The following is a 24,820-nucleotide window of genomic DNA, read 5'->3' on the forward strand; positions in this document are numbered from 1 at the left end:
CATGGCTTACTGGACCACCAGGTCGGCCTGCAGCGCGCCTGCCGACTTGATGCCCTGGAGGATTGCGATGATGCCATCCGGCTTGACGCCGAGGCGATTGAGGCCGGCGACCAGCGTCTGCAGATCCGGGCCGTCGAGCAAGGCGAGCTTGGAATCGGCACGCTCTGTCTCGATGACTGTAGCATCTTCGACCGCAGTTTCGCCGCGCGAGAACGGCTCGGGCTGGACGACGCGCGGTTGCTCGGTGATGCGAACCGTGAGCGTGCCGTGGCTGATCGCGACGCGCGAGATCTTGACCTCGTTGCCGATGACGATGGTGCCGGTACGCTCGTCGACGACGACCCGCGCGGGGACGTCCGACATGATCATCAGGTTCTCGAGCTCGGCATAAAAGCGCGCGGTCGAAACGCCTTCGGGCTTGCGGATGACGACGACACGCGAATCCTGCTCGCCAGCGACACGCTTGCCGAAGCGGTGGCGGGCATAGTCGTTGATGGCGTCGGCAATGCGCACCGAGGTCGAGAAGTCAGGATTGAACAGCTGCAGCGTGAGCACGTTCTCGTCGGCGAAGCGGGCCTTGACCTCGCGTTCGACGATGGCACCGTTGGGAACGCGGCCGGAGGTCGGAACGCCTTGCGTGACCTGCTCGGCCTTGCCCTGCGCGTTGAAGCCGGAGACCAGCACCGACCCTTGCGCGACGGCGTAGATCTCGCCATCGGGCGCCTTGAGCGGGGTCATCACAAGTGTGCCGCCGGCAAGCGATGAGGCGTCGCCGAGCGAGGAAACGTTGATGTCGATGCGTGCGCCGGCCTGGACGAAGGCCGGCAGGTTGGCGGTGACGATGACGGCAGCAACGTTGCGAACGCGCGCCCGGCCATCCTCGGAGGCGATGCCGAGATTTTCGAGCATGGCGCGGATCGACTGCTCGGTGAAGGGCGAATTGCGCAGGCTGTCGCCCGAGCCGTTCAGGCCGATGACGAGACCGTAACCGACAACCTGGTTGTCGCGGGCTTCCTGGAGCGAGGCGACGTCCTTGATGCGGACATTGACGAGATTGGCGGCGGTGCCCGAATTGAGCGTGGTCTGACGGCCGCCATCGCCCGAGGTGGCGATGAAGTCGCCGTCGCCGCCATTGCCGCCGCCGAATTCGGTTGTGGCGTAACCGCCGGCAGCCGCCTTGCCGCCGGCCTTCAGCTGGCCGGCCGGAACGCCATCGGGGCCGTCGGCATAAGCGGTTTGCAGGCCGAATACGGCGATTGCGGCGAGCAACAGTCTACGGATCATATGGCACCCACGCGGATCGAGCCGTCGGCCATGACCGTGCCCGTGAAGACCTTGCCGCTGTCGAGGTTGCGGACCTTGACGACGTCGCCGGCTGCACCTGGCTCGAGCGTCACGGCCGCGGCCGAGATCATCAGCGGGCCGGAGGCGAAGACGACCTGAACGGAAGCGCCGCGGTCGACCAGCCAGGCCTCGCGCAGCGCGGTGATCGGAACATAGCGGCCGGGCAAAAGCGTACGCTTGGCGATGCGGCCGTCGAGCTCGTCGGCCATGGTGGCGACTGCGTCGGGGCGCACCTTGCCCGGCTTGAGGGTGACTTCCTTGAGCGAGGACAAGGCGATCGTCTCGCCGGGATAGATGACGCGGTTGGGAACGAGCACGACCTCCTGGTCGGCAGCCTGCGCTGCGCCGCCAAGCATGGCGAAAGCAAGGACTGCCGAGCGGATGTAGAGGAGGGCGTGCCGTCGCCGCATAATCTTCACCGGATGTTCTTGGAGACGACGGCGGCCATTTCGTCGGCCGCCTGGATGACCTTGGAGTTCATCTCGTAGGCGCGCTGTGCCGAAATCAGCTCGGTGATTTCCTTGACCGGATCGACGTTGGAGCTTTCGAGGTAGCCCTGGCGGATGGTGGCGTAGCCGGGGTCGCCGGGAATGCCGACATTGGCCGCGCCCGACGCTTCGGTTTCGGCGAAGAGATTGTCGCCGAGCGGCGCGAGGCCGGCCTCGTTGGCGAAGTTGGCAAGCGTCAGCTGCCCGAGCGGCTGGAGCGCCGTCTGGTTGTCGAGCCGGGCGAAGACCTGGCCGGAATTGTTGACGATGACCTCGACGGCGTCCTGCGGCACGTTGATCGCTGGGATGACGTTGAAGCCGTCGACGGTGACGAGCTGGCCGGTGGCGTTCTTGTTGAAGGAGCCGGCGCGGGTGTAGAGCGTCTGACCGTCGGCGCCTTCGATCTGGAACCAGCCCTTGCCGGTCAGCGCGAGATCGTACTCGTTGCCGGTGTTGGTCGGCACGCCCTGGATGTGGACGTTGCGCACCGCAGATGTCTTGACGCCGAGGCCGATCGAGACGCCTTCCGGCACGATCGCCGAATTGGCCCGGTTGGGCACGCCCTGGGTGCGGTCGACCTGGTAGAGCAGGTCGGAGAACTCGGCGCGGGCGCGCTTGTAGCCGGTCGTGTTGATGTTCGCGATGTTGTTCGCGATCACCTCGAGATTTGTCTGTTGGGCATTCATGCCCGTGGCGGCAATTGCAAGCGCTTTCATCGGGTTGTTCCTCAGATGCCCATGCGGCTGACTTCGAGATAGGCCGTGACGATCTTGTCGCGGATGGCGACGGCGGCCTGCAGGGCCTGCTCGGCGCTCATCACGGCATCGACAACCTCACGCGTGTCGGCCTTGCCCTGAAGGCCGGAGAGCGACAGCTGCTCGGCCTGGCGCAAGGTGTTGTGCGCTTCGGTCGCTGCGTCGGCGAGGGCGGCGGCGAAGGACGAGGCGACACCGCCGCCTGCCGCAGCCGCGCCGGCCTCGGGCACAACGCTGGTCGGCTTGGACAGTAGCTGGGTGCCGACTGGGCTGATGGAGCCGATCATTACTGGTTCCTCATAAGATCAATCGTCATGGAAATGAGTTCGCGCGCCTGCTTGACGACCTGCAGGTTGGCTTCATAGGAGCGGTTGGCCTCGGTCATGTCGGCCATTTCGATGATGACGTTGACGTTGGGCATCTTGACGAAACCGGCGGCGTCGGCGGCCTCGTTGCCGGGCTGGAACTCCAGCGGAAAAGCCGTCTGGTCGTGGCCGATCGAGGCGATCTCGACGGTCGAGGCTCCGGTGGCGCGGTCGAGTTCGGCGGCGAAGCTGACGGTCTTGCGACGATAGGGATCGGCGCCCGGCGTGTTGCCGGTCGACTGGGCATTGGCGAGATTTTCCGAAACGATGCGCAAGCGTTCCGACTGGGCTCCGAGACCGGAACCGGCGACCTTGAGGGCGGCGACGAGCGGATCCATCCCGGTCAGGCCTTCGTGCTCAGCATGATCATGCGGTGGAAGGCCTTGACGATGGCCGTGTTGAGTTCGAACGAGCGGCGGACTTCGCCGGCTTTCATGAGCTCTTCCTCGACGGCAACCGTATTGTCCGAAGGCAGAACGGCGTGCTTGGGATCCTCCGGCCTGATGGCGTAACCGGCTTCGGTGGCGCCGCCGGTGAGGTGGCCCGTCTGGGTCGACGCCATGGCGACGCGCGAACGGTCGAGCACTTTCTCGAAGGGCTCGATGTCGTTGGTCCGATAGCCGGGCGTGTTGGCGTTGGCGACGTTACCGGCGATGGCGTTCTGGCGCACTGAGAGCCAGCGAGCCTGCTGGGCAGCCAGATCGAACAGGTTGACGGGGTCCATGGAAATCTCCGAGCAGATTTCCAAACACTATGGCCTCAGTCTTGCGCGGGCCTTGCGCGGGGCCCGGCCGCTACTGCGCGACCTGGAAGACCTCTTCGCGCGAGGTGACGAGCACCCATTTGCCGTCGCGCTGTTCGATCGATGCAACGCGGCTCGAATCGGGCAGCACGGAGCCGCGTTGCACCACCCAGACACCGGCGTCGTCCTCGACCATGGCGCGGCCATTGGCGATGTGCACGAGCTTGAATTCGATCTTCGGTCCGGGAAAGGGCTGTTCGGCTATGCCGGCAAGACCAGCTTCATCCTTGTTGGGGCGCAGCGAGCCGGTGGCAAACAGGTCGAGCTTCATCGGCGGAATGTCTTCGGCCGTCATCGGCGCGCCGACACGTTCGACCTGCTCGCCCAGGACAAGCGGGACCGCCTGGTCGTTCTGACCGCCGCCGGAGAATTTCATCGCCCGGATGCCGAACTTGTCCTGATTGAAGAAGATGTACCAGGGAAACAGCGCGCAGGTGAGCCCGAGTGCGATTCCGAGGGCGGCGATGATGAAATCGCTGCGGTGATCACGCTTTTTCTCGTGCTTCGGCGTGATGGTCAGCGGCCGGCGTTTCAGGCCGAGCCGCTGCATCAGCGTGCGCGGCTCATCCTTGGAGCCGATCATCTCCAGGAATTCGCTTGCCGGGTCATTCCGCCTGAACATGTGTTCTATCCCTGGATTTCAGATGGCGTGCGAGGTCGGAGAACGGATCGAGCGAGGGCCCGTCGGCAGGCGACTGGCCGAGCGCTTCGTAGATTACCGGCACCTGCTTCACGGCGAGGTCGAGGTCGGGATCGGCGCCCGGCTGGTAGGCGCCGAGCAGACGGATGTCGCGCGTGTCCTCGAAGCGCGAGATCAGTGCCTTGAGTTTGCTGACGAGCTGGCGCTGCTCCGGCGTCCAGGCCTTGGAGGCGAGACGGGAGATCGAAGCCAGTGGATTGACCGGCGGATAGCGACCTTGCTCGGCGATGGAACGGTCGAGCACCACGTGGCCATCGAGAATGCCGCGCACGGAATCGGCGACGGGATCGTTGTGGTCGTCGCCGTCGACAAGCACGGAGATGATGGCGGTGATCGATCCCGTGCCCTCCATGCCGGGGCCGGCGCGTTCGAGCAGCTTGGGCAGTTCGGTGAAGACGGAGGCGGGATAGCCGCGCGCCACCGGCGGCTCGCCGGCGCCGATGGCGACCTCGCGCAGGGCATGGGCAAAACGGGTGATGGAATCGAGCACCAGCAGGACGCGGTGGCCCTTGTCGCGGAAATGCTCGGCGACACGCATCGCGGTGTCGGGCGCGCGGCGGCGCATCATCGCGCTCTCGTCCGAGGTGGCGACGACCGCGACCGTCTTGGCCATGGCAGCGACGCCGATGGTGTCTTCGAGGAATTCGCGCACCTCGCGGCCGCGTTCGCCAATCAGGGCGACGACGACGGTGTCGAAGGCATCCGCACCGGCGAGCATGGCAAGCAGCGTCGACTTGCCGACGCCGGAGCCGGCGAAGATGCCCATGCGCTGGCCGAAACACAGCGGGGTGAAGATGTCGATGACGCGGACGCCGGTCAGGAAGCCTGTTTCGACGCGTTGGCGGGCGAGCGCCGCGGGCGGGATCGCTTCGGTGGCATCGTTCCTGGCACTGCGGACCAACGGTGCGCCGCCGTCTATGGGGCGGCCGAGCGCGTCGATGGCACGGCCGCGCCAGCTCGGATGCGGCGTGATGGCGATCGGCCCACGCGTGAAGACGGCATCGCCGACGCCGACCTCGCCGCTGCTTTCATAAGGCGCCACCAGCACCTCGTCGCGGCCGATCTGCACGATCTCGCCGCGCCGGTTGCGGCCATGGCCACGGTGTTCGACGATGTCGCCGAGGCGCGCGCTGAGCGACAGGCCGCCGACCTTGTAGTGGGTAGATGCGATCTCGGTCACTTGCCCGCCGCGTCTGACCAGCAGGCGGTCGTCGGCGAAGCGGTGCTGGATCCGCTCGAGCGCTTCGAGCCGGTTGTCGTGGACCGCCTGGGGCTCGTCGCGGATGTTGGCCAGCGCGTTGCTCACTTACTTCGAGCCGAGCGTCTTGATAGCGTCGGAGAACGACGCTTCGGTTTGACGCATCAGAGCGGCGGTGTTCTCGAAGGCGCGCTGAACCATGATGAGCTTGCTCATCTCCTTGATCGGATTGACGTTGGACTCCTCGACGAAGCCCTGGACGATGCCGGCGTCCATGCGGTCGACGACCGGCTCGGGCGCCGTCGGCGGAATGACGCCGGAGTTGCCGTAACGGACGAAATTGGTACCGGGGTTGAACTCGTAGAGGCCGATGGCGCCGACGAGGCGTCCGTCCTGGCGCAGCGAGCCGTCGGAACCCGCGGTGGGCGGTCCGGCACGTGGGTCAAGCTGCGTCGGCGCGCCGCCGGCGTCGAGCACCGGATGGCCCTCGACGGTGACGAGCTGGCCTTCCGCCGTCATCGAGAAGCGGCCGTCGCGCGTCATCACGACGCCAGCAGGCGTTTCGATGCCGAACCATGCGTCGCCGCGAATGGCGAAGTCGAACGGGTTGCCGGTTTCACGCATCGCGCCATGCTGGGTCGACAGGTAGGTATCACCCGGCGAGGTGAAGGAGACGGATTTCGGGCCGAGGCCGGAAACGACGTCCTCGAACTTCACACCGGTGGCGCGGAAGCCGACAGTCGAGGCGTTGGCGACGTTGTCGGCAATGGTGTTGAGACGCTTTTCCAGAGCCACCTGGGCGGAAAGGGCGACGTAAAGACCGTTCTGCATGATGTTCTCAGAACCTCAGTTTCTGCATGGCAAACAGCACGTCAGTCGAAACGCCGTAGGCCGGCGACGATGAGCCGAACAGGGTGCCGACGGAGGCCTGCACCGGGGAGGACGGATTGTTGATTTCCCAGAGGCTGGTGAAGCGCTTGAGGAATTCGCCGAGCTTCTTGGGATTGGCAAAGGTCTCGATCTTCAGCTTGTCCTCGAACAGCTTGACCTGACGGTCGATGTTGGCCGAGGCGAATGATTCAGGCAGGCCGAGCGCGGTGCGTACGACCTTGGCCAGCGCTGGGTCGGCGAGCACTTCGTAGAAGCTGGTGATCGAGGGGGCCTTGCGCTCGAAATAGAGCGCGAGGCGCACGCCCTCATTGTCCTTGCCGGCGTCCTCTTCCAGGGTCTGGCGGACATACTTGTCGACCGCCGGACGCTGCGCGGCATTGTAGGTCGTCGCATCCTTGCCGAGTGCTTCGAAGTTATAGGTGCTGGCAAACGCGGCGTAGCGCTTGTCCGTCATCTGGTTGGCGTAGCTCTTCGGGTCCCGAACGCCGCCGGCCAGTACCTTTTCCATCATCTCCTTGTTGGGGATCGACCCTTCGATGCCGAAGGATTTCATGGCGAAGGTGTAGAGCCTGGTGTCGGACATAAGGTCCTTGGCCGATGTCACCTTGACGATGTTGTCGAGGTAATACTTGACCTCCTTCTTGACCGCTTCGGAGTTGGGGTCGACACCATCGAGCTTGACCCGGATCAGGTATTTGTCGACCGCGCCCTGCTGCGCCTTGGTGTAGACGGTGGCCTTGTCACCGAGCTCGGCAAAGTTGAAGCTCTTGACGAATTCGGCGTAGCGCTTGTCGGTCAGCTTGTTGGCGAAGCTGTCTTCTTTGGCCACGCCTTCCTTCAGGGCCTTGACCATGAAGGCCTTGGCGTAGGCCATGTCCTGCAGGCCGTGCGCCTTCATGGCGTATTTGAACAGACGGTCGTTCTTGACGAACTCGTCGATGCTTTTCACCTTGGTGATGTTCTTGAGATAGTACTCGGTGTCGCGCTCGACAGTGGGCTGGTTCTCCACGCGATCCAAGGCCTTGCCGAGATCCCGCGCGATCAGGTGGTAGCTTGTATAGGTATTGAGCACGACAACAGCCCTTCCGCCGCAGCATAGACGGGGAAGGCTACGCCCCATTGCTTGCGCGAGGCTGAATGGCTTGGCGATGATCCTTCAAGCCTCACACAAGGCACGGCCGCTATCTGTGCCTGTATGTTGCTTTGAATGTGCGGAAGGACCTGCTGTGGGCATTCTGATCGGACTCGTCGTGACGCTGGGCTGTGTGCTCGGCGGCTTCATGGCGATGGGTGGACACCTGGACGTCCTGATGCAGCCTTGGGAACTCGTCATCATTGGCGGTGCGGCCCTCGGTACGTTCCTGGTTGCCAACCCGATGGCCACCGTCAAGGATACCGGCAAGGCGATCGTCGAAGCGCTCAAGCAGGCAGTGCCGAAAGAGCAGGACTATCTCGAGACGCTGGGCGTGCTGCATTCGCTGATGCGCGAGTTGCGCACCAAGACCCGGTCCGAGGTCGAGGCGCATATCGACAACCCCGACGACTCGCCGATCTTCCAGGCCTATCCGCTGGTGCTCAAGAACTACGACCTGACGCATTTCATCTGCGACTATTGCCGCATCATCATCATCGGCAATGCCCGTTCGCACGAGATCGAGGCGCTGATGGACGAGGAAATCCAGACCATCCGCGCCGACAAGCTCAAGTCCTATCACGCGCTGATCGCCGTTGGTGACGGCCTGCCGGCGCTGGGCATCGTTGCTGCGGTGCTTGGCGTGGTCAAGGCGATGGGCGCGCTCGACCAGTCTCCCGAAATCCTCGGCGGCCTGATCGGTGCGGCACTGGTCGGCACCTTCCTCGGCATCTTCCTGTCCTATGCCGTGGTCGCGCCGATCGCCACCAAGATCAAGACGGTGCGCGAGAAGAAGAACCGCCTCTACATCGTCGTGAAGCAGACGCTGCTTGCCTACATGAACGGCTCGCTGCCGCAGGTTGCAATCGAGTTCGGCCGCAAGACGATCTCGTCTTATGATCGTCCATCGATCGATTCGGTGGAGCAGAGCACGCTGAACACGGCGATCGTCGAGAAGAAGGCCGCCTGAGCCAATGCGGGACGCTGACAAAGGGCATCGCAAGTCATGAATACCACCGCAAGCCCGGCGGAACCGCGGGATGTCGTCATCGAGCGCCTGCTGGGCGATACCGGCGAGCCGGAGAAAGTGCTTGCCGCTGCGCGCCGCCTTGCCGAACGCGCGGCAACCGCTATTGCCGAGGCCATCAACCACGCACTGCCAACGTCTGTCTTCGTCGAGGTTGGCGAGATCAAGCTTGGCCGCATGACGGATGCCAAGGCAGGCAAGAGCAACCAGGCGATGACCGTCGCCCCGACCAAGCTTTCGCCCGATGGCCTGGTGATGACGTTCGATCCGCAGGCGATCGCCATCCTGGTCAACCTGATGTTCGGCGGTGATGCCGGCCGCGACATTGCCCCGATCGACCGCGATCTGTCGTCGATCGAGCTTGGCGTTGTCTCGCTGCTGATCCAGGATGTGGCGCGCGCGATGAACGCGCAGGGGCCGGACGGTGGCCTTGGCGTCAAGCTGCCGGCGCCCGAAGCGATCACCGGCGCGATGATGAAGAAGCATGTGTTTCGCGACGGGCCGTCGGCGCGCATCGTGCTGACCGTGTCGACGATGGCTTCGCGCGGTACGCTGACGCTGACGCTGCCGCAGCGCGTGCTGGTTTCGGATCGCCGCCCGGCAGAGGTCGAGACGAGTGCTGCTCCGACCACCGAATGGCGCTCGCGCTTCTCCGACGAGCTGATGCGCTCGACCGTGAGGCTGGAAGCCTCGATGCCGATCGGGCGCATGACGCTTGGCGAACTGACTGGTCTCCAGGTCGGGCAGGTCATCGAGCTCGCCGAGAACACCCAGTCCAACGCTGTCATCGCCGCTCGCGGCAAGACACTGTTTGCCTGCGAGTTCGGCAAGCTCGGCCAGAATTACACAGTACGCATCCGGCGTCCGTTCGACTCTACAGAAGATACAATTGAAGGGATCGTCGCGGGTTGAGCTGCTGCCCAGCAGCACCAGCCGCCGCGAACGACAGAACAGGAGAACACCGATGAGCAAGGCACAGTCCAAGCCCGAGGTCGAAAAGCCCGAAATCGAAGAAGTCGAGGACGATCAGCTCAATCGTGCCATCGAAGAATTGCGCGGCGTGCTGAGCGAAGAGGAAAAGCGGCCAAGCGCCGGCGGTGCAGCGGCGGCAGCCGGCAACAGCAGCGTGATCTTCGGCATTCCGGTCGAAGTGCAGATCGTGCTCGGCAGCACCGAAATGCCGGTGTCGGAGCTGATGGCGCTGCAGAAGGGCTCGACGGTTGCGCTCGACCGCCGCATCGGCGAACCTGTCGACGTCGTGGTCAACGGAAGGCGTATCGCGCGTGGCGAAATCACGGTACTTGAGAGCGATCCGTCGCGTTTCGGCATCCGCCTGACCGAAATCGTAGCGGCGACGAAGAGCGCCTGAGGACTGGACTTTTGACTGTGCTTACCCCTGCTTCCAGAGAGACCTCCGCATGACCACGTCGCTGGCGTCGCTGACGCGGCCACAGAAGGCTGCGGCTATTTTGGTGGCCATGGGCAAGCCATCGGCCAGCCGTCTGCTGAAGTTCTTCAAGCAGGAGGAGCTCAAGGCGCTCATCGAAGGCGCGCGGCTGCTGCGTACGATTCCCCAGGCCGATCTCGAACGGATCGTCGCCGAGTTCGAGGCCGAGTTCACCGAAGGTGCCGGCCTGCTCGATTCCGCCGACAAGATGGACACCATCCTCAACGAGTCGCTGTCGCCGGAAGAAATGAACGCCCTGATGGGCAATGGCGAACCCTTGATGATCAAGGATAACCTGCCGCCGGTGTGGCCGCAGGTCGAAAGGCTCGAAGCAACGCAGATCGGCACTTTCCTTGCCAATGAGCATCCGCAGACCGCGGCGATGATCCTGTCCAACCTAGCGCCGACCTATGCGGCACGCGTGGTGTTGTCGATGGAAAAGCCGGTGCGCAGCGAGATCATCAAGCGCATGATGGAATTGGCCAACGTGCCCGAGGCTGCGACCAAGCTGGTCGAGCAGCAGCTGCGCAACCACGTGCTGACCGAAAGCGCCCAGAAGGATACATCGGTCGGACAGACGCGCGTCGCCAGCGTCCTCAACGAACTGGACAAGTCGCAGCTCGAAGAGGTGATGAGCGACCTGCGGGAAGTCGGCATGGCCGATCTCGATGCCATCCGCGCCCGCCTGTTCTCCTTCGAGGACATCACGTCGATGTCGCAGAAGGCGCGCGTGGCTCTGTTCGATGGACTCTCTACGGAACTCATCACCATGGCCCTGCGTGGAACGCCGCTGCCGCTCGCCGAGGCCGTGCTGTCGTCGATCAGCGCGCGCTCGCGCCGCATGATCGAGTCCGAACTGAGCCAGGGATCGGAAGGCATTCAACCGGCCGACATCCTGCGTGCCCGCAAGACCATCGCTTCCACCGCCTTGCGCATGTCAAACGAGGGCCTCCTCGAATTGCCATCCGCGCAAGACGCCGCCTGACCTTATCCGACGCGGTCTGCTGAGCAATGTCGGACGAGGACAAAGACTCCAAAACAGAAGAGCCGACAGAGAAGAAAATCCGCGACACGATGGAGAAGGGCAAGTTGCCCGTCTCCAAGGAAGTCGCGATCTTCACCTCGTTCCTGGCGATCATGGTCTATGCCGTGTTCTTTGCCAGCTCGTCGGTCGCCGAACTCGGCGTCTTCCTGTCCAATTTCCTCGAAAAGCCCGAGGCCTGGCCGCTCGGCACCGAGCGCGACGTCATCGAACTCTACCAGGCGGTGGCGGTCGAGATCGCACGCGCGGTCGCCAGCCTGTTCGTGATGCTGATCGTGGCGGGCGTCGGTGCGTCGCTGATCCAGAACGTGCCTCAGTTCGTCGGCGAGCGCATCCGCCCGCAAGCCGAACGCATTTCCCTGACCAAGGGCTGGAAGCGCATGTTCGGCGCTCAGGGCCTTGTCGAATTCCTGAAGTCGCTGGGCAAGCTCGGCTTCGTGATGATCGTGCTTTACTTCGTGCTGTCGGACGATCATCGCCGGCTGCTGGCCGGTATGATCACCAATCCGGTGGCCTTTGGCGACGTCATCCGCGGCATCACCGTCGACATCCTGGTGGCGATCGTCTTCGTCATGGGGGTGATCGGCGTCGCCGACATCGTCTGGTCGCGCTTCCACTGGTTCCAGGAACAGCGCATGACCAAGCAGGAGGTCAAGGACGAGATGAAGCAGTCGGAAGGCGATCCGATCGTCAAGGCCCGGCTGCGCTCGATCGCCCGCGACCGCGCTCGCCAGCGCATGATGACCGCGGTGCCCAAGGCGACGCTGGTGATCGCCAATCCGACCCACTTCGCCATCGCGTTGCGCTACGTCCGCAACGAGGATGCAGCACCTGTCGTGCTCGCCAAAGGGCAGGACCTAGTCGCTTTGAAGATCCGCGAAATAGCCGAACAGAACGGCATTCCAGTGTTCGAAGACGTGGCGCTCGCCCGCTCCATGTACAAGCAAGTTTCAGTGGATAGTGTCATTCCATCGCAGTTCTACCAGGCCGTCGCCGAACTGGTGCGGATCGTTTACGGAAACAAGGCTCAGCGCAATCCGTCATGAAAAATCAGCAGTACGCTTCGACCCGTGAAGTACTTGTTGCAACGGCGATCCAGCCGGTGGTGCGCGAATTGCGCCTCGTCGACCTTGCCGATTACATCGCCTTCATCAGGCTCGAGCATTTTGCCAACGTGGCCGACCTGGTCGACTCTGCGGCGGAGCTCTATTTCATGCCGGGCGCGCTGCGCCTCGGACTGGGCGGTGAGGCGCATGTCAGCTGGACGGGTAGCCCGCGCATCGTTCTTGACCTCGAGCTCAGGCCGGAAGGGGCGGTGGTCTATTTCCAGCTGTCGATGACGGCGACCAACGCGTCAGTGGAAGTCCACTATGTGTCGTTTGAGAAACCGGATCCGGAGCCGGAAAAGAACACGGAATATCTCGCCGCCGCCATCCAGCATGCGATGATCAGGCGGACTCCGCAGGCCGAAGCGGCCTAGATTCGAGTGATGCCGGCCTGCAAATGCCTGCTCCCTGCGCTTCCGGTGCTCACGTAGGTTGAATGTACGCTCCGGTTCTCGGTACCGGCCTTTTTTGGCTCGGCCTGACCCGAAACCCCGACCAGCGCTAGTCGATCAGGCCCAGCCGCAGCGCCTTGGCGACCGCATGCATGCGGTTGACGGCGTTGAGCTTCTGCGTCGTCTGGGTGAGATACTGGTTGGCGGTGTGCACCGAAAGCTTGAGCAGCTTGGCGATCTCTTCGCTGGTGTAGCCGCGAGAGGTCAGCTTCAGGCACTCGATCTCGCGGCGCGACATCGACGGCAGGTCGCGTGACTGGGGCGAGATGATGCGCGACACCGCATCGAACAGCGCAAAGCAGCGGCCGTGCAGGTCGTGCAGCGTCTGCGGGTTGGGCGAAAGCTCCGGGCCGCCGAAGATGAAGAGGCCGACCTGGCCGCGATCGGTGTAAACAGGAAATGCGATGCCGCGGCCACTCTGGGCGAGTGGTTCGATGCGGCTGGTCCAGGTGAGTGCTGAAAAGACCTCAGGGGCATCAGCGTCATCCGTCCACCAGCATGGCGCGGTCGACTGGCGCGCATGGCGCATCAGGTGTTCGCCGATACCGCCGCCGAGCAGGCGGGCAGCCGACATGGAACCGGGATAATCGGAATCAAAGCATGCCGTCAGCCGGCCGCTTTCTGCGGGTGGACCTGCCAGGCACAGCGCGAAATCGCGCGCGCCGAGATCGACCGAGATCCAGCGGCAGCGCTTGGCGGCGTCCGCGAGCGTTACGGCTTGCAGGCCGATCGGGTGAGGGGCGGACGGAACATCCTGTTCATAATCGCGTGCGCGGCTCAGCTGCTTTGCCTGGGCGTAGCTCAAATGATGCCGCTCCTGATTGCGGTCGCAATCGCCATGGCGCGATTGGAGGCCGACAGTTTCTGGATCGCGTGGGTGATGTAGCTGTTGACGGTGTTGGACGACACGCCGAGGATCAGCGCCACCTCGTCGGTGGTCTTGCCCTCGGAGACCCAGAACAGGCACTCCCGCTCGCGGTCCGACAAGGGGTCCTGCATTGTCGCTGCGGCCAGCACGCTGGGCGCCTGCGACAGGGCATAGCAACATTCGAGCTGGGTGCGCGGCATGACGTTCGGATCGATGCGACCGGTCTCGGCAGCCGAGAACAATACGAACAGGCGTTGGCGGCCGACATGCAGGCGAAGTGCGAAGATTTCGGCATGGCCGAGCACGTCGAGCAGGCGGGCTTCCTCGCCGCCGAGAATGGCGGGCGCCTGGGAGGCCAGCACGCTCTGCGGGCGTGCGCCCGGCGCACTGGCGAACGGGCCCTGAGCCAGACCGGCGATCAGTGCATGGCCGGCGAGCTGGATGGCGTCGTAGATCCAGTTCGAGGCGATGATCTGGAGATTGTCGCGCTCCTGATCCTGGGCGATGGCGACCAGCATGTAGCCGTCTGCACCGATCTCGTCGGTCAGGTTCATGAAAAAAGCGGTGAGATCGCTTCTGGATGCGAGCCTTGCTGCGACGGTGGTCTGTTCGTTGCGAGCGGCGAGGGCGGTCATTTCGGAAACTTCTGCCGGAATCCATAAGGGTACCTGGTCTGGGCGGCGCCCGAACCGGTCGAAATACTCGTGACTATGACGCTAGAAACGCGACGCGGACGCCTTATGCATCCATCGGCCGAATCCGTGCGGGTCGCGCGAAGCCTGACGCGCTCTCAACCGAGAAAAATCCCGGTATTTCAGAGAGTTGGTGGTTCGCCGCGCCCCCCGTGGACCGGCTGATTCGGGTTCAATTTAACCCCTCGCGAATCGCTCCGCAAACAGAATTGACAAAAAGTTAATTCAGAGTCCTTCGACAGACTCAAGGCAGCCGGAAACGCTGCGGAAACCTTCGGGAAAGCTTCGCGAGAATGGCCATTGATCGCCTGGCCCGTTCGGCTTAACGCTGCGTCGCGTGGGGCAGGGATAGCAGATGAGCGATCAGTTTCGTGAAGTGACCAGCGTGTCGTGGTTCGGGCGCATCAGGCGCTCGGTCGGAGGCGTGCTGGTCGGGTTCGTCCTCGTCCTTGCCATGGTCGTGGTGCTGTTCTGGAACGAGGGCCGGGCGGTGACCACGGCGCGCTCGCTGGCGGAGGGCGCCGGTGCGGTTGTGTCGGTGCCCGTCGACAAGATCGACGCCGCCAATGAGGGCGAGCTGGTGCACACCACGGGGCCCGTGATGACCTCTGACGCAGTCAGCGATCCGGACTTTGCCATCGAGGCCAAGGGCGTGCGGCTGGTGCGCACCGTCGAGATGTTCCAGTGGGTGGAGAATTCCAAATCGGAGACCAACACCAAGCTGGGCGGTGGCGAGGAAACCGTCACCACTTACAGCTACGCCAAGGAATGGCAGGACCGGCCGATCGACTCGGCCGAGTTCAAGCAGCCGGCCAATCATCAGAACCCCGCCATGGCGCTCGGCTCGCGCACGTTTCAGATCCATGAAGGCAAGCTTGGCGCCTTTACGCTTGACGAGCCGGTGTTCGACCGCATCGGCGACAGCAATTCGCTGACCATCACGCCGAGCCAGTTGCCGGACATTGCCGCCGCCTATCCCGGCACCGAGCGCGTCAACGTCTTGGACGGGCGCATCTATCTCGGCGCAAATCCGGCTTCTCCAGCCATCGGTGACTACCGCATCGAGTACCGGCTGGTACCGCTCGGCGACATCAGTGTCATCGGCCGCCAGACGGGCGAGCGGTTTGCGCCCTACCAGACGGTGGCCGGCGACGAGCTGCTGCTTGTCGACAGCGGCAGGGTGCCGGCGGAAAAGATGTTCGCCGACGCAGTCAGTGCCAACACCATTATCACCTGGCTGGTGCGCGTCGGCTGCCTGCTGTTGCTGGCAATCGGCTTCGGGCTGCTGCTGGCGCCACTCGGCGTGATTGCCGATGTGATTCCCTTCATAGGCTCGATGGTGCGCATGGGCACCGGGCTTGTCGCCTTCGTACTGGCCTTGCTGGTGGGCACTGCAACGATCGCGGTCGCATGGTTCTGGTACCGGCCGGCGCTGGCGATAGGCATCGCGCTTGGCGGGCTTGCGGTTGCCTGGCTGCTGACGCGGCTTGGACGGAAGAAGGCAGCGGCGCCGGCGGCTGCGGGAACTGTTTCGGCGCAGTGACCTGAGAACGGTCGGGCAGCTTGGTGCTGCCTCTGATCCGCTCCTTCTGGGCACCTTCTCCCCGCAAGCGGGGAGAAGGGAGAGCTTGAGGATTACCGTCCCTCGAAGCCGGTCAGCACGCCGACGGCATTGACGCCGATCTCGTCGACGGCGTAACCGCCTTCCATGACGAACAAGGTCGGCAGGCCGAGCTTGGCGATGCGGGCACCGATCTTCGGATAGTCGGCGCTGGTCAGCTTGAAGTGGCTGATCGGATCCTTCTCGAAGGTGTCGACGCCGAGCGAGACCACGACCACGTCAGGCGCATAGGCAGCGAGCTTCCGGCAGGCGTCTTCCAGTGCCTCGTTCCATTTGTCGAAGGTGGTGCCGAAGGGCATGGGGTAGTTGATGTTGAAGCCCTCGCCTTCGCCCGAACCGCGTTCGTCGGCATGGCCGAGGAAGAACGGATACTCGGTCATCGGGTCGCCATGCAGGTTGATGACCTGGATGTCGGCGCGTGAGTAGAAAATCTCCTGAGTGCCGTTGCCGTGGTGATAGTCGACGTCGAGCACGGCGACGCGCTTTGCGCCCTGGTCGCGGAACCACTGGGCGGCGACGGCGGCGTTGTTGATGAAACAGTAGCCGCCCATGAAGGCGGCACCGGCGTGGTGGCCCGGCGGACGGCAGAGCGCGAAGGCGGCACGTTCGCCGGCCTTGACGAGTTGAGCTGCTGTCAACGCCACGTCATAGGATGACTTGATGGCATCCCAGGTCCCCTTCACGAAGCTCGCGCCGCCGTCGAAGGAATAGTAGCCGAGCAGTGCCTCGATGGTCTGCGGGCGCACGTCGCCGCGCAGGCCGCGTGTCGGCCAGGCGAAGGGGATGGCCGAGCCGGTTTTCCCTGCTGCTTCCCATTCCGGCCAGACGGTCCGCAGGAAATCGATATAGTCGGCCGCGTGCACGCGCTTGGCGGCGGCGAGGTCATGTATCTCGGGCGCTAGGATATCGCCGAGCTTCTGGTCTTCGACCCGCGCCTTGATGATCTCGGCCCGCGAGGGTTTTTCGAAGCCGGGCACGATGGCGCCGGCGACAAGCTCCATCTGGCCGCTGTGGCCGGCGTGAAGCGGCGAAAAGACTGTCTTCATGAAAATCCTTCCTGGTTCTAGTTGAGGTCGAGATAGGGGTCGACGAGGGCAAGCCACATGGTCTTGACGTCGTCCTGGATGAGATCGAAGGCCTTGCGGTCGCGCTTGAGCCCGACGAGACGGCAGACGTGGCCGACTTCCATCATCACCACGCCGAGCCGGCTGGCGATGCCGTCGTCGAGCGCCGGGTTCACATGCTGCAGCCAGGCTGCATAGAGCGCGATGATCTGGTCGTCATACTCGTTCTGGATCGGACGGAGGTCGGGATTGCCGGTGATCGCCTCGATGACCGGCATCAGCGTGGCGTTGTCGAGATAGAGCCGGGAGGTGTCGACGAAGAGCTTGTCCACCTCCTGCTGGAATTCGTCGCGATTGGTCGGGCGGGGAGCCGCAATGCGCTTGGCGATCACTTCCGGGAAGGCACCGAGCCAGCGCCGGGCAAGGTCGAGCAGGATGGCTTCCTTGTTGGGGAAGTACTGGTAGATCGAGCCGACCGACAGGCCGGCGCGCTGGGCGATGGCCAGCGTCGTCGGCGTCTTGGTTCCCTGTTCCCTGGTCAAGATCAGGGCGGCGTCGAGGATCCTGTCGACGACCTTGCTCGACCGTTCCTGTCGCGGCTGTTTGCGCGGGCTAAGCGCCGTCGTGGCCTTCTTTGTGAGACTGCTCTTCACGGACTGGACTTCTCGCTCCCTGCTCGTCGCCAGCATACACCAGGGGCGTCCTCCACAACGCATCCCCGGAAAACCCGCATATTGACAAACGCGAATAATTAGTCGCATTTTTTCTCGATGCTGTCTTTAGGGAAAGAGGAATTCCTTGGGACAGCGAACCGGCCTCAGCCTGCTGTCTGGTTGCGCCACTCCTTGGGACGGGGCAGCCGGTGCGGGCGTGAACGGTATCAGTCAGTCAAGTGCGCGGAGTCGCGATGTCTGTCCAACCGGTTCGCAATGCCGATCTGATCGTCATCAACGGCCGCGTGCTGACCATGGACTCGACCCGGCCCACGGCCGAAGCGGTGGCAGTCGTAGATGGACTGATCGCGGCCGTTGGCGACAACGCCACCGTTGAAGCGCTGCGCGGCCCCGACACAAAGATTATCGACGCGCGCGGCGGATCGGTGGTTCCTGGCTTCATCGAAGCGCACATGCATCTCTTCTCGGGTGCGGCCGAACTGGCGCATCTTCAGCTTGCCGGCGTGCATGGCCTTGATGCTCTGCGCGAAGCGGTGCTGGCCTATGCGGCTGCTCGCCCGAACCAGCGCATGCTTGTCGGCCAGGGCGCCGACTACACCATTCTCGGCGGCGAGCGCGTGACGCGCCATCACCTCGACGCCATCTTGCCCGACCGGGCCTTCATCATGGCGGCCCCCGACCATCACACCTATTGGGCGAACACCAAGGCGCTCGAAATGGCCGATGTGTTGCACGGGCGGGAACTTACGCCCGGCAACGAGATCGTCATGGGCGACGATGGCCTGGCCGAGGGCGAGCTGCGCGAGAACGAGGCGTTCAACCCGGTGCTCAAGCTTGCCGGCGAGGAGCGTGTGCGGCTCGGCCTGTCGACCGGCGGCGAGCCCGATCCTGTGCCCGAAGGCGACGAGCGCGCTGGCGACCGCGCCATCATGCGCCGCGGCCTCGATTGGTGCGCGCGCCACGGCATCACCTCGATCCAGAACATGGACGGCAATTTCTACCAGTTGGAGCTTCTGTCGGAAGTCCAGGCAGAGGGCGATCTGATCTGCCGGGTGCAGATCCCGTTCCACTACAAGAACTTCATGACGCCAGACGCGCTGGACAAGGCGTCCGTCATGGCCGAGCGCTACGACGGCGACTGGCTGTCGTCGGGTCTCGTCAAGATGTTCTATGACGGCGTGCTGGACTCCTGGACGGCCGTGATGATCGAGCCCTATGCGGATCGTCCCGACTGGGTCGGCGAGCCGCTGTTTTCGCCCGAGGAGTTCAAACGTATCGCCACCGAGATCGACCGGCGCGGCCTGCAGATCGCCGTGCATTCGATCGGCGATGGCGCGACACGCGCCGTACTAGACGGCTACGAGGCGGCCGCGAAGGTCAATGGGAAGCGCGACAGCCGCCACCGTGTCGAGCATGTCGAGCTGACCACGGCCAGCGACATCCAGCGTTTCGTCGACCTCGGCGTGATCGCTTCGATGCAGCCTCCGCACCCGCCGGGTGCGATGAGCTTTCCTCTTGAGCCGACGGTATCGCGCATCGGTCGCCAGCGCTGGCCCTATGCCTATCCGACCCGGACCTTGATCGAGGCCGGCGCGCATGTGGTGTTTGCCTCCGACTGGCCAGTGGCGCCGATCGATCCGATCGAGGGCATGCAGGCAGCGATGCTGCGAAAGCCATGGGCTGAAGACATGCCCGACCAGAGCGTTTCGCTGCACCAGGCGCTGGCCGGCTACACCGTCGAGGGCGCCTACGCCGAGTTCAAGGAAGACCGCAAGGGCCAGCTGAAACCAGGCTATTTCGGCGACCTGGTGGTGCTCTCGGCCGACATCGAGGCAACCGATCCGGCGGTGTTGCACCAGGTGCGGCCTGTGACGACCATCTGCGGAGGGCGGGTGAGCTACCAGGCATGAGCCGCAGGGCGGCTGCCTGGCGACATGACGACGAGCCGTTGTTGCCAAGCCTGACGGGGTGTGGTGACAATTGAACGGGGAAAAAAGTTTCACTGCAAAAGTGGACGAAACAAATGGGGCGTTTGCGTGCCGGACACACCGGGTAAGAATGCGATCGAAGTTCGTGGGGTTCGTAAAGTATTCGGGACGGGAGAGGCGCAGGTCGCAGCGCTGGATACCGTTTCGGTTTCGATCAGGGAAAACGAGTTCTTCACGCTGCTTGGACCTTCCGGCTGCGGCAAGACCACGCTGCTTCGCCTGATCGCCGGCTTCGATTTTCCTTCGGAAGGCGAGATCCTGCTCTATGGCAGCGATATCGCGCCGCTGCCGCCATTCAAGCGGCCGGTCAACACGGTGTTCCAGTCCTACGCACTATTTCCGCATATGACGGTGGCCGAGAACATCGGCTTCGGCCTTGAGATGCTGGGCAAGCCACGCGCCGAGATCGACGCCCGCGTCGCCGAGATGTTGAAGCTGGTGCGCATGGAAAAGCTCGCCAAGCGCCGCACCAGCCAGATCTCCGGCGGTCAGCAACAGCGCGTGGCGCTGGCCCGCGCGCTCGCGCCGCAGCCCAAGGTGCTGTTGCTCGACGAGCCGCTGTCGGCGCTCGATTACAAGCTGCGCAAGGAAATGCAGATCGAACTCAAGCGTCTGCAGCACGAGACCGGCATCACCTTCATCTTCGTCACCCATGACCAGGAAGAAGCGCTGACCATGTCCGATCGCATCGCTGTGATGTCGTCGGGCAAGATCCTGCAGGTCGGGTCGGCGCGCGAGATCTACGACCGGCCGGCGGTTCGCTTCGTCGCCGACTTCATCGGCGAAACCAATTTCCTCGACGCCAGCATCGACAGCATCGACGGCGGCAAGGCCAAGGTGACGCTGAAGTCCGGCGCGACGATCTCGGCGACGGTCGCCGATGGCTTCAAGCCCAACGGCGATGCCACCGTCGTCATCCGGCCCGAACACGCCAAGGCGGTGAAGGGCAAGGGTGACATTTCGGGCCTGGTCGAAAACGTCGTCTATTTCGGCACCGACACGCATGTGCATGTCAGGCTGGATGACGGCGAGGCTTTCACCGTGCGCCAGCAGAACACGCGCGGCGCGATGGTGGAATTCGAGCGCGGCGAGCGCGTCGGCATCGTCCTGGGCGACGATGCGGCCCAGATCCTGAAGGACTGAGCCATGGCGACCGCAGCCGAAATCGAAAAGCAGGCAGAGGCGCGGGAGATCAGGACCCGCTGGTATCTCTCGGCGCCGGCGCTGATCATCATCCTTCTGGCCGCATCCGGCCCGCTCTTGATCGTGCTTCTCTATTCGTTCCTGACGCCCGGACCCTACGGCGACGTCCAGTGGAAGTTCTCGACCGAGGGCTGGGTCTCGGTTTTCCTCGAACGCGACATTTTCGACGACACGCTGTCCTTTGCCAGCGCCCATCTCACCATCTTCTGGCGCTCGCTGAAACTCGCTCTCATGGCGACGGTGGCGACGCTGGTCTTCGGTTTTCCGACGGCCTATTTCATCGCAACGCGGTCGGAGCGGACGCGCGACATCTGGTTGTTCCTGATCACCATTCCGTTCTGGACCAACCTTTTGATCCGCACCTTTGCCGTGCTGCAGGTGATCCGCAACGAAGGCCTGATCAACACGGCGCTGATCAATCTCGGCATCACCGACCAGCCGATCCAGATGCTCTACACCGACTTCGCCATCATGGTGGGCATGGTCTATGTCTACCTGCCGCTGATGGTGCTGCCGCTCTATGCCAGCATGGAAAAGCTCGACTTCCGCCTCGTCGAGGCCGGCTACGATCTTTATGCCACGCGCTGGCAGGTGCTGAAGCGGATCATCTTCCCGCTGGTCAGGCCCGGTGTCGTCGCCGGCTCGATCCTGGTCTTCATCCCGGCCATCGGCGCCTATGTGACACCGAGCGTTCTGGGTGGCGGCAAGAACATGATGTTCGCCAACCTGATCGAGCTGCAGTTCGGGCAAGGGCGCAACTGGCCACTGGGGGCAGCACTTTCGATCACCGTCATGGCGATCGTGATGGTGGCGCTTCTCGTCTACGTCCGCAACACCTCGGGCTCGGAGGTGCGTCATGGCTAAGCGCTTCTCGATCAGGCAGCAGACTGGCTTCACGACGATCGCCTGCGCCTGTTTCTTCCTGCTTTACCTGCCGATTGCCGTGCTGGTGATCTACGCCTTCAACGAGTCGAGCTCGGTGTCCGACTGGGGCGGCTTCTCGCTGCGCTGGTTCGTCGCCGCCTGGTCCAACCAGCAGGTCGTCGACGCCTCCTGGCGGTCGCTGAAGATCGCCTCCTCGGCGGCGATCATCGCCACCATTGCGGCAACGATGGCGGCACTGGCGACGACGCGGACGCGCACCTATCGCGGCCTGACGTTCAAATACGCCTTCATCAACCAGCCGCTGATGGTGCCGGAGATCGTCACCGGCGTGGCGCTGCTGATCTTCTTTGCGCAGATCAAGATCGCCAGCGGCTACAACGGCCTCGGCTACCTGATCGCGGCGCACACGGCGTTCTGCATTCCCTTTGCCTATCTGCCGATCCGGGCGCGCCTCGAGAACATGGACCTGACGCTCGAACGGGCTGCGGCCGATCTCTACGCCACGCCATGGAAGGCGTTCCGCCGCGTGACGCTGCCACTGCTCTGGCCGGGAATCATAGCCGGCCTGATGCTCGCCTTCGTCATCTCGCTCGACGACGTGGTCATTACCGAATTCGTCAAGTCGGGCGGGCAGGACACCTTGCCAACCTACATGCTGGGGCAGATCCGCCGCGGCATCACGCCGGAGGTCAATGCGATATCGACCGTCTTCCTGCTCTTGTCGGTCGTCATCGTCACGCTGTTCTTCTTCTTGAGCAGGAAACGGGATTAATCAACGGGAGTGGAATGATGAATCTGAAATCCATGTCGATGGCCGCCGGCCTTGCGCTGCTTGCCTCGACCAGCCTCGCCTCCGCAGCCGGCGAGTTGAACATCTACAACTGGGGCAACTACATCAGCCCCGACATGATCAAGAAGTTCGAGAAGCAGTTCGACGTCAAGGTAACAGTGACCGACTACGACTCGAACGACACCGCACTTGCCAAGGTGCGCCAGGGCGGTACCGGCTTCGACGTCGCCATGCCGTCGCAGACCTACGTGCCGATCTGGATCCAGGAAGGGCTCATCCTCGAGACCAATCCCGGTGGCATGGAGAACTTCAAGAACGTCGCGCCCGAATGGGCCAACCCGGCCTTCGATCCGGGCCGCAAGTACACCGTGCCGTGGGCCTGGGGCACCGTCGGCGTGGTCGTCAACACCGACGTCTACAAGGGCGACATCAACACCTGGAAGATCGTCTTCGACACGCCGGACGAGCTGAAGGGCAAGGTCAACGTCGTTCCCGAGATGAACGACGTCATGCATGCCGCGATCAAGTATGTCGGCGGCGAGCAGTGCACCGGCGACAAGGAAGTGCTGAAGAAGGTGCGCGACGTTCTCGTTGCCGCCAAGCCGAACTGGATCGCCATGGAATACAACACCATCGAAAAGATGGGCGCCGGCGACTTCAAGGCAACCAGCGACTGGAACGGCTCGGCCCTGCGCCAGCGGCTGAAGAACCCGGCCATCCACTACGGCTATCCGACCGAAGGTTTCCAGTACTGGTCCGACAACGTGGTGGTGCTGAAGGAAGCCAAGAACGTCGAGAACGCCAAGCTGTTCCAGAACTTCATGATGGATCCGGAAAACGCGGCGATGAACTCGGCTTTCCATCGCTATGCCAACGGCATCGCCGGTTCGGAGAAGTTCATGCCAGCCGACATGACGTCCGCGCCGGAAGTCGTGGTGCCGGAGGAGTTCAAGAAGAACGGCGAAATCCTCCAGACCTGCGCGCCCGAGGTGACCGCCCTGTACACCAAGATCTGGACCGAACTGCAGAAGTAAGTTCTGCCCGATCAGAAACAATCACGGCCGGACCCGGTCCGGCCGTGATGTTGATGTAGCCTGCCACTGGCAGGGTGCTCACAGTCTGAAATGAAGAGGAGACCTGCTGTGAAACCAATGATGTCCACTGCCGTCGCGGCGATCGCGCTGTTTGCGGCGACCGGCTTTGCCCGCGCCGAAGGCCAGCTCAACATCTACAACTGGGGCAACTACACCAACCCCGAGGTGATCAAGAAGTTCGAGGAAAAGTACAAGGTCAAGGTGACGATCACCGACTACGACTCGAACGACACCGCACTCGCCAAGGTGCGCCAGGGCGGCAGCGGTTTCGACATCGCTGTTCCCTCCCAGACGCATCTGCCGATCTGGATCAAGGAAGGTCTGCTGCTCGAGACCAATCCGGGCGGCATGGAGAACTTCAAGAACGTGTCGCCCGACTGGGCCAACCCCGAATTCGACCCCGGCCGCAAATATTCGGTGCCCTGGGCTTGGGGCACGGTCGGCACGGTTGTCAACACCAGCACCTACAAGGGCGACATCAACAGCTGGAAGATCATCTTCGAGACACCCGACGAGCTGAAGGGCAAGGTCAATGTCGTCCCCGAGATGAAGGACGTGGTGACGGCGGCGATCCGCTATGTCGGCGGCCAGCAATGCACCGACGACAAGGAGGTGCTGAAGAAGGCGCGCGACCTGCTGGTGGCGGCGAAACCGAACTGGGTCGCTATGGAGTATGGCGCGATCGACAAGATGAAGGCCGGCGACTTCCAGGCCTCGACAACCTGGAACGGGGCCGCGCTGCGCATCCGGCTGGCGCGTCCTGAGGTGAATTTCGGCTATCCGAAGGAAGGCTTCACCTACTGGAGCGACAACGTGGTGGTGTTGAAGGACGCCAAGAACGTCGAGAACGCCAAGCTGTTCCAGAACTTCATCATGGATCCCGAAATCGCGGCCGGGCTTTCCGCCTATCACCGCTATGCCAACGGCGTTGCCGGCTCGGAAAAGTTCATGCCCGCCGAGATGAAGGACGCGCCTGAAATCGTTATTCCGGAAGCGAGCAAGGCGCATGGCACGATGGCCTTGATGTGCCCGCCGGAGGTCGATGCGATCTACACCAAGATCTGGACCGACCTGCAGAAGTAGGGGCTGTTCCTGCTCCCCGTTTGCGCGAGGAGGTGCCCCGAAGGGCGGATGAGGGGCAGCACCAGGCCTTGAAGCGTTTGTGCCGTCCCGCATCTGGTTTTGAGTTTGT

The 24,820-nt window shown here is 63.3% G+C and carries 27 protein-coding genes; 13 read left to right on the plus strand and 14 right to left on the minus strand.

Annotated features, from left to right (window positions below; genetic code table 11):
* Positions 1–6: 6 nt before the first annotated feature.
* From N7E70_RS10300 to N7E70_RS10345, 10 genes are all read right to left on the minus strand, one after another.
* Positions 7–1,284 carry a flagellar basal body P-ring protein FlgI gene (locus tag N7E70_RS10300; RefSeq protein ID WP_067958568.1) on the minus strand — a complete coding sequence of 426 codons (1,278 nt, stop codon included), beginning with the start codon at positions 1,282–1,284 and terminating at the stop codon, positions 7–9.
* The gene (gene flgA, locus N7E70_RS10305) at positions 1,281–1,754 is read right to left on the minus strand and encodes a flagellar basal body P-ring formation chaperone FlgA (protein ID WP_067966205.1); all 474 of its coding nucleotides are present in this window, start codon (positions 1,752–1,754) and stop codon (positions 1,281–1,283) included. Before flgA ends, N7E70_RS10300 begins: the two co-directional genes overlap by 4 nt.
* 5 nt (positions 1,755–1,759) lie before the next feature.
* Entirely contained in the window at positions 1,760–2,548 is a 789-nt protein-coding gene (flgG, locus tag N7E70_RS10310) for a flagellar basal-body rod protein FlgG (protein WP_067958571.1), read from the minus strand.
* Between the two features lie 11 nt (positions 2,549–2,559).
* Positions 2,560–2,874 (minus strand): flagellar hook-basal body complex protein FliE, encoded by a 315-nt coding sequence (locus N7E70_RS10315; RefSeq protein ID WP_067958573.1) that lies wholly within the window; start codon positions 2,872–2,874, stop codon positions 2,560–2,562.
* Positions 2,874–3,290 (minus strand): flagellar basal body rod protein FlgC, encoded by a 417-nt coding sequence (gene flgC / locus N7E70_RS10320; protein WP_067958576.1) that lies wholly within the window; start codon positions 3,288–3,290, stop codon positions 2,874–2,876. The genes N7E70_RS10315 and flgC overlap by 1 nt, the downstream gene beginning before the upstream one ends.
* A gap of 5 nt (positions 3,291–3,295) precedes the next feature.
* A complete protein-coding gene (flgB, locus tag N7E70_RS10325) occupies positions 3,296–3,676 on the minus strand; it encodes a flagellar basal body rod protein FlgB (protein WP_067958577.1) in 381 nt (126 codons plus the stop codon).
* Between the two features lie 70 nt (positions 3,677–3,746).
* Positions 3,747–4,376 (minus strand): hypothetical protein, encoded by a 630-nt coding sequence (locus N7E70_RS10330; RefSeq protein ID WP_263006271.1) that lies wholly within the window; start codon positions 4,374–4,376, stop codon positions 3,747–3,749.
* The gene (gene fliI / locus N7E70_RS10335) at positions 4,360–5,760 is read right to left on the minus strand and encodes a flagellar protein export ATPase FliI (RefSeq protein WP_067958590.1); all 1,401 of its coding nucleotides are present in this window, start codon (positions 5,758–5,760) and stop codon (positions 4,360–4,362) included. Before fliI ends, N7E70_RS10330 begins: the two co-directional genes overlap by 17 nt.
* On the minus strand, positions 5,761–6,483 hold the full coding sequence (gene flgF, locus N7E70_RS10340; RefSeq protein WP_263006272.1) for a flagellar basal-body rod protein FlgF: 723 nt from the start codon (positions 6,481–6,483) through the stop codon (positions 5,761–5,763). It lies immediately after the preceding gene.
* Positions 6,484–6,490: 7 nt separating this feature from the next.
* Positions 6,491–7,615: a DUF1217 domain-containing protein gene (locus N7E70_RS10345; protein WP_067958597.1), complete on the minus strand. Its 1,125-nt coding sequence runs from the start codon at positions 7,613–7,615 to the stop codon at positions 6,491–6,493.
* A gap of 154 nt (positions 7,616–7,769) precedes the next feature.
* Between N7E70_RS10345 and motA the strand changes: the two genes are divergently transcribed.
* Genes motA through N7E70_RS10375 form a run of 6 tightly spaced genes read left to right on the plus strand, consistent with a single transcriptional unit; the run spans position 7,770 to position 12,671 of the window.
* Positions 7,770–8,645, plus strand: a complete 876-nt coding sequence (gene motA / locus N7E70_RS10350; protein ID WP_067958601.1) for a flagellar motor stator protein MotA — start codon at positions 7,770–7,772, stop codon at positions 8,643–8,645.
* A 36-nt stretch (positions 8,646–8,681) separates the two neighbouring features.
* The gene (locus N7E70_RS10355; protein ID WP_263006273.1) at positions 8,682–9,614 is read left to right on the plus strand and encodes a FliM/FliN family flagellar motor switch protein; all 933 of its coding nucleotides are present in this window, start codon (positions 8,682–8,684) and stop codon (positions 9,612–9,614) included.
* A gap of 52 nt (positions 9,615–9,666) precedes the next feature.
* The gene (gene fliN, locus N7E70_RS10360) at positions 9,667–10,071 is read left to right on the plus strand and encodes a flagellar motor switch protein FliN (RefSeq protein WP_067958613.1); all 405 of its coding nucleotides are present in this window, start codon (positions 9,667–9,669) and stop codon (positions 10,069–10,071) included.
* 49 nt (positions 10,072–10,120) lie between these two features.
* The gene (locus N7E70_RS10365) at positions 10,121–11,134 is read left to right on the plus strand and encodes a flagellar motor switch protein FliG (RefSeq protein ID WP_067958615.1); all 1,014 of its coding nucleotides are present in this window, start codon (positions 10,121–10,123) and stop codon (positions 11,132–11,134) included.
* Positions 11,135–11,160: 26 nt separating this feature from the next.
* Complete coding sequence (gene flhB / locus N7E70_RS10370) at positions 11,161–12,237, plus strand: flagellar biosynthesis protein FlhB (protein WP_263006274.1); 1,077 nt, start codon at positions 11,161–11,163, stop codon at positions 12,235–12,237.
* On the plus strand, positions 12,234–12,671 hold the full coding sequence (locus N7E70_RS10375; protein ID WP_067958619.1) for a hypothetical protein: 438 nt from the start codon (positions 12,234–12,236) through the stop codon (positions 12,669–12,671). Before flhB ends, N7E70_RS10375 begins: the two co-directional genes overlap by 4 nt.
* A gap of 127 nt (positions 12,672–12,798) precedes the next feature.
* On the opposite strand, the gene N7E70_RS10380 is transcribed toward N7E70_RS10375, so the two are convergent.
* Together N7E70_RS10380 and N7E70_RS10385 are read right to left on the minus strand one after the other, a co-directional pair.
* Positions 12,799–13,554 (minus strand): helix-turn-helix transcriptional regulator, encoded by a 756-nt coding sequence (locus N7E70_RS10380; protein WP_067958621.1) that lies wholly within the window; start codon positions 13,552–13,554, stop codon positions 12,799–12,801.
* Positions 13,551–14,252: a helix-turn-helix transcriptional regulator gene (locus tag N7E70_RS10385; RefSeq protein ID WP_263006275.1), complete on the minus strand. Its 702-nt coding sequence runs from the start codon at positions 14,250–14,252 to the stop codon at positions 13,551–13,553. Before N7E70_RS10385 ends, N7E70_RS10380 begins: the two co-directional genes overlap by 4 nt.
* Positions 14,253–14,664: 412 nt before the next feature.
* Here N7E70_RS10385 and N7E70_RS10390 point away from each other — a divergent pair, with 412 nt between their 5' ends.
* The gene (locus N7E70_RS10390) at positions 14,665–15,852 is read left to right on the plus strand and encodes a TMEM43 family protein (protein WP_263006276.1); all 1,188 of its coding nucleotides are present in this window, start codon (positions 14,665–14,667) and stop codon (positions 15,850–15,852) included.
* Between the two features lie 92 nt (positions 15,853–15,944).
* On the opposite strand, the gene N7E70_RS10395 is transcribed toward N7E70_RS10390, so the two are convergent.
* Complete coding sequence (locus tag N7E70_RS10395; RefSeq protein WP_263006277.1) at positions 15,945–16,976, minus strand: histone deacetylase family protein; 1,032 nt, start codon at positions 16,974–16,976, stop codon at positions 15,945–15,947.
* Positions 16,977–16,993: 17 nt separating this feature from the next.
* Entirely contained in the window at positions 16,994–17,647 is a 654-nt protein-coding gene (locus N7E70_RS10400; RefSeq protein ID WP_067966206.1) for a TetR/AcrR family transcriptional regulator, read from the minus strand.
* A gap of 254 nt (positions 17,648–17,901) precedes the next feature.
* On the opposite strand from N7E70_RS10400, the gene N7E70_RS10405 reads away from it, so the two are divergent.
* The 6 genes from N7E70_RS10405 (at position 17,902) to N7E70_RS10430 (ending at position 24,711) form a co-directional block, all read left to right on the plus strand.
* A complete protein-coding gene (locus N7E70_RS10405; protein ID WP_067958631.1) occupies positions 17,902–19,578 on the plus strand; it encodes an amidohydrolase in 1,677 nt (558 codons plus the stop codon).
* Positions 19,579–19,704: 126 nt separating this feature from the next.
* A complete protein-coding gene (locus N7E70_RS10410) occupies positions 19,705–20,799 on the plus strand; it encodes an ABC transporter ATP-binding protein (protein ID WP_263006278.1) in 1,095 nt (364 codons plus the stop codon).
* Positions 20,800–20,802: 3 nt separating this feature from the next.
* Complete coding sequence (locus N7E70_RS10415; protein ID WP_263006279.1) at positions 20,803–21,723, plus strand: ABC transporter permease; 921 nt, start codon at positions 20,803–20,805, stop codon at positions 21,721–21,723.
* On the plus strand, positions 21,716–22,516 hold the full coding sequence (locus N7E70_RS10420; protein ID WP_192314905.1) for an ABC transporter permease: 801 nt from the start codon (positions 21,716–21,718) through the stop codon (positions 22,514–22,516). The genes N7E70_RS10415 and N7E70_RS10420 overlap by 8 nt, the downstream gene beginning before the upstream one ends.
* A 17-nt stretch (positions 22,517–22,533) precedes the next feature.
* Entirely contained in the window at positions 22,534–23,568 is a 1,035-nt protein-coding gene (locus N7E70_RS10425) for an ABC transporter substrate-binding protein (protein WP_192314907.1), read from the plus strand.
* Positions 23,569–23,685: 117 nt separating this feature from the next.
* Positions 23,686–24,711: an extracellular solute-binding protein gene (locus N7E70_RS10430; protein WP_263006345.1), complete on the plus strand. Its 1,026-nt coding sequence runs from the start codon at positions 23,686–23,688 to the stop codon at positions 24,709–24,711.
* The last annotated feature ends 109 nt before the right edge of the window (positions 24,712–24,820 follow it).

The organism is Aminobacter sp. NyZ550, assembly GCF_025628925.2.
Lineage (GTDB): Bacteria > Pseudomonadota > Alphaproteobacteria > Rhizobiales > Rhizobiaceae > Aminobacter > Aminobacter ciceronei.

What these genes read in the sequence shown, in the direction of transcription:
- flhB (WP_263006274.1), top strand. Translation starts at nt 11,161, where the DNA reads ATGTCGGACGAGGACAAAGACTCCAAAACAGAAGAGCCGACAGAGAAG.
- flgG (WP_067958571.1), bottom strand. Translation starts at nt 2,548, where the DNA reads ATGAAAGCGCTTGCAATTGCCGCCACGGGCATGAATGCCCAACAGACA.
- N7E70_RS10355 (WP_263006273.1), top strand. Translation starts at nt 8,682, where the DNA reads ATGAATACCACCGCAAGCCCGGCGGAACCGCGGGATGTCGTCATCGAG.
- N7E70_RS10405 (WP_067958631.1), top strand. Translation starts at nt 17,902, where the DNA reads ATGTCTGTCCAACCGGTTCGCAATGCCGATCTGATCGTCATCAACGGC.
- N7E70_RS10415 (WP_263006279.1), top strand. Translation starts at nt 20,803, where the DNA reads ATGGCGACCGCAGCCGAAATCGAAAAGCAGGCAGAGGCGCGGGAGATC.
- flgF (WP_263006272.1), bottom strand. Translation starts at nt 6,483, where the DNA reads ATGCAGAACGGTCTTTACGTCGCCCTTTCCGCCCAGGTGGCTCTGGAA.
- flgC (WP_067958576.1), bottom strand. Translation starts at nt 3,290, where the DNA reads ATGGATCCGCTCGTCGCCGCCCTCAAGGTCGCCGGTTCCGGTCTCGGA.
- N7E70_RS10425 (WP_192314907.1), top strand. Translation starts at nt 22,534, where the DNA reads ATGAATCTGAAATCCATGTCGATGGCCGCCGGCCTTGCGCTGCTTGCC.
- N7E70_RS10420 (WP_192314905.1), top strand. Translation starts at nt 21,716, where the DNA reads ATGGCTAAGCGCTTCTCGATCAGGCAGCAGACTGGCTTCACGACGATC.
- N7E70_RS10365 (WP_067958615.1), top strand. Translation starts at nt 10,121, where the DNA reads ATGACCACGTCGCTGGCGTCGCTGACGCGGCCACAGAAGGCTGCGGCT.
- flgB (WP_067958577.1), bottom strand. Translation starts at nt 3,676, where the DNA reads ATGGACCCCGTCAACCTGTTCGATCTGGCTGCCCAGCAGGCTCGCTGG.
- N7E70_RS10430 (WP_263006345.1), top strand. Translation starts at nt 23,686, where the DNA reads ATGATGTCCACTGCCGTCGCGGCGATCGCGCTGTTTGCGGCGACCGGC.
- N7E70_RS10375 (WP_067958619.1), top strand. Translation starts at nt 12,234, where the DNA reads ATGAAAAATCAGCAGTACGCTTCGACCCGTGAAGTACTTGTTGCAACG.
- N7E70_RS10385 (WP_263006275.1), bottom strand. Translation starts at nt 14,252, where the DNA reads ATGACCGCCCTCGCCGCTCGCAACGAACAGACCACCGTCGCAGCAAGG.
- N7E70_RS10315 (WP_067958573.1), bottom strand. Translation starts at nt 2,874, where the DNA reads ATGATCGGCTCCATCAGCCCAGTCGGCACCCAGCTACTGTCCAAGCCG.
- fliN (WP_067958613.1), top strand. Translation starts at nt 9,667, where the DNA reads ATGAGCAAGGCACAGTCCAAGCCCGAGGTCGAAAAGCCCGAAATCGAA.
- N7E70_RS10300 (WP_067958568.1), bottom strand. Translation starts at nt 1,284, where the DNA reads ATGATCCGTAGACTGTTGCTCGCCGCAATCGCCGTATTCGGCCTGCAA.
- flgA (WP_067966205.1), bottom strand. Translation starts at nt 1,754, where the DNA reads ATGCGGCGACGGCACGCCCTCCTCTACATCCGCTCGGCAGTCCTTGCT.
- N7E70_RS10395 (WP_263006277.1), bottom strand. Translation starts at nt 16,976, where the DNA reads ATGAAGACAGTCTTTTCGCCGCTTCACGCCGGCCACAGCGGCCAGATG.
- N7E70_RS10330 (WP_263006271.1), bottom strand. Translation starts at nt 4,376, where the DNA reads ATGTTCAGGCGGAATGACCCGGCAAGCGAATTCCTGGAGATGATCGGC.
- N7E70_RS10390 (WP_263006276.1), top strand. Translation starts at nt 14,665, where the DNA reads ATGAGCGATCAGTTTCGTGAAGTGACCAGCGTGTCGTGGTTCGGGCGC.